The organism is Klebsiella sp. MS 92-3 (genome assembly GCF_000195655.1).
Lineage (GTDB): Bacteria > Pseudomonadota > Gammaproteobacteria > Enterobacterales > Enterobacteriaceae > Klebsiella > Klebsiella pneumoniae.
In genome coordinates this window covers 7,687-10,719 of sequence record NZ_GL882825.1, presented here as the reverse complement: position 1 = coordinate 10,719, position 3,033 = coordinate 7,687, and the positions used below count along the sequence as shown (strand labels likewise).

Below are 3,033 nucleotides of genomic sequence, written 5' to 3'. Positions count from 1 at the left end.
AAAAAAAAAAAAAAAAAAAAAAAAACCCCCAGTGCCGGGCGCGGGGGAGTAAATTTACTCAGGGTTGCATGCTGTTCTCAAGATAATATTCGAGTCTCGAAGTATGGGTTAACCAAAGGTAACCATCAACTTCCATACAGACTACATGGGAAATATACTGTATTAAATAACCAGGAATCCACCCTTACTTTTGTGCTATTTATCTTACCTGGGTAATCACTGCGGGGGTAAGTGGTATATAATGCAATAATCAGTATTTGAATCTATAGCGTTAAACGAGCAGAGCCTGGTAGAGGACTTTACTTTCCCCGGAAGGATTTGAAAAAGGCGGTTAAAATGAATGACTGATAAGGATGGCCAGCATACTATCGCGGTGCTATCAAAACATCCCTGCAAAACGAAATAGGGATAAAAGAAGCACTGGCGAACTGCAGTCTGGAAGAGCGAGTCGTAGAGCTCGATATGGCATCGGACGAGAAGGGTAGGAGATTACCCGGGAAGAGATGTTAACCTTTTCATCAAACCGGCGTGATTAATAACAGGCAACAGAATCAGAACGGCCCGGGGTTTTGAGAGCAATACTTCTGTAAAGGCCACGGCTGTGGATGCGCTGTTATGAATGTATTTGTAAAATTTATCACCATCCAGAGTCGCCTTGAAAAAAAAAGCCCAGCGACAGGCTGGGGTGTAATTACACGCATAAAGGGATATGCCATTTTCAACACAATATGCGAATCTTAATTTATGGAATAACTGCGGGTGAGCTACCCGCTTCCATAAAGATTGCAGGGGAAACTATACTGTATTTAATGACCAGGAATCCATCCTTATCGATGTGCTATTTTTCTTACTTGTGTAATACGGAAAGTGAAAATAGCCCGATAAACTATTTTTTACCGATATGCCGACTAAAACAGGGAAGCCGTCTGCCTGCTTATCCAGTGGGCGAATAATTCATATCATTAGCGGGAGGCTCTCCCTTCCTGACCTCAATCCCTGATGGTGGCGTATAGAGGGGATAGCTGATTGATATCCTTTATCAAGGATATTGCGCCTCCATCGGCGGAATGCTGTGGCAATCGAAGCCCTGCTGAACATGGCGATCAGGCAGACCCGATGGAGAGAAAAGTGCGGGCGTTGTTGCTAATTTCCTGAGACGGGCGTAATGACCGTCTCAAGCATAGCCCGGGAGTTCTCAACTGCATTTCAGGCGTAAATAGGGCCTACAGAACCTTCAGGTTTATATTTAAGCGTCTGAGACTTCTACAGCAGCAAGTCAGATGTGGTTATTGTGAGTTCGGAAGTTGAACTGGGCCTCATGGAATGCAACCGGGCCGACATTTTGAGTTTTGTGAAGGGTATCAGCAGTAACAACCATCCCCGGTTCTCAGGTGAGGGGGGTAGGGGCGAGGCGACTGGATATCACTGGCCAGGCTTTCGCTTACCCCACACGGCCCCGCCATAATGTGAATCTATGACCAGGCAAACCACAATGAAAGACACGCTTGCGACCTCTCTTTAGTAGCATTTTTCCCGAAGAGAAGTGAGTTATGTCATTGAAATTTCGGTGACTAATTGGTTTTGAAAGGCGATTTTTTTCTTGCCATAATAAAGTTAACATTAAGGCGATTATGATCAAAAAAATTGTTCTGATTAAAGCACAGCGGCATGTTATTGCGTAAACTTTAAAAACTTTACCAACTCGCTGTTTCTTTAAGGTCATTTGTACGCTTTACTCACCGGTTGCTGCGGCGCGGTCAGAGTGGCGCGGCATATTTTGTTTGGAAAGGATACTTGGGTGGCTCTTATGATGCATGACGCTTTTTCCCTTCGCGGCCTCGCGGCAGGTTGCGCGCTGTTATTTCTTGTCGCACCTGCGGTGCAGGCTGCGGAACAACTCCCCGACGCCCCTTCAATTGACGCTCGCGCCTGGATCCTGATGGACTATGCCAGCGGGAAGGTGCTCAGCGAAGGCAATGCCGATGAAAAACTCGACCCGGCCAGTCTGACGAAGATCATGACCAGCTACGTGGTAGGGCAGGCAATAAAAGCGGGAAAAATCAAACTGACCGATATGGTGACCGTTGGGCGCGATGCCTGGGCGACCGGCAACCCGGCGCTGCGCGGCTCATCGGTGATGTTCCTCAAGCCTGGCATGCAGGTTTCCGTAGAAGATCTGAACAAAGGGGTCATCATTCAGTCCGGTAACGACGCCAGCATTGCGATTGCTGACTACGTAGCGGGCAGCCAGGACGCTTTCGTTAGCCTGATGAACGGCTACGCCAAAAAAATGGGGCTGACCAACACCACCTTTATGACCGTCCACGGCCTTGACGCGCCGGGGCAGTTCAGCACCGCCCGCGATATGGCGCTGCTGACCAAAGCGATGATCCACGACGTACCGGAAGAGTATGCGGTACATAAAGAGAAAGAGTTCACTTTCAATAAAATTCGCCAGCCGAACCGCAACCGCCTGCTGTGGAGCAGCAACCTCAACGCCGATGGCGTGAAAACCGGGACCACCGCCGGGGCCGGCTATAACCTCGTCTCCTCGGCCACTCAGGGTGATATGCGTTTGATCGCCGTGGTGCTGGGGACCAAAACCGACCGCATTCGCTTTAACGAGTCAGAAAAACTGCTGACCTGGGGCTTCCGCTTCTTTGAAACCGTGACGCCGATTAAACCAGATGCCACCTTCGTTACCCAGCGCGTGTGGTTTGGCGATAGCAATGAAGCGAAACTGGGGGCTGGCGAGGCGGGCTCTATCACTTTGCCGAAGGGCCAGCTGAAAAACCTGAAAGCCAGCTATACCTTAAATCAGCCGCAGCTTACCGCGCCGCTGGAGAAGGGGCAGGTGGTCGGGACTATCGACTTTAAGCTAAATGATAAAACCATTGAACAGCGTCCGCTGATTGTCATGGAGTCGGTAAAAGAGGGCGGCTTCTTCAGCCGGATGATCGACTTCGTGCTGATGAAACTGCACGGCTGGTTCGGCAGCTGGTTCTCCTGATGCCTGCCCGCGCCCTGCGGGGC

At 49.8% G+C, this 3,033-nt stretch carries 3 protein-coding genes; all 3 read left to right on the top strand.

Annotation, left to right across the window (positions count from 1 at the left end):
* The coding region (locus HMPREF9538_RS32640) for a hypothetical protein (protein WP_216087200.1) at positions 1-216 on the top strand (216 nt) is incomplete at its 5' end.
* Between the two features lie 810 nt (positions 217-1,026).
* A complete protein-coding gene (locus HMPREF9538_RS32355) occupies positions 1,027-1,155 on the top strand; it encodes a hypothetical protein (protein ID WP_009485542.1) in 129 nt (42 codons plus the stop codon).
* 652 nt (positions 1,156-1,807) lie between these two features.
* Positions 1,808-3,010: a serine-type D-Ala-D-Ala carboxypeptidase gene (dacC, locus tag HMPREF9538_RS09835; protein WP_004191175.1), complete on the top strand. Its 1,203-nt coding sequence runs from the start codon at positions 1,808-1,810 to the stop codon at positions 3,008-3,010.
* The last annotated feature ends 23 nt before the right edge of the window (positions 3,011-3,033 follow it).

Excerpts from the sequence above, each read along its gene's own strand:
- dacC (WP_004191175.1), top strand. The coding sequence starts at position 1,808 with ATGATGCATGACGCTTTTTCCCTTCGCGGCCTCGCGGCAGGTTGCGCG.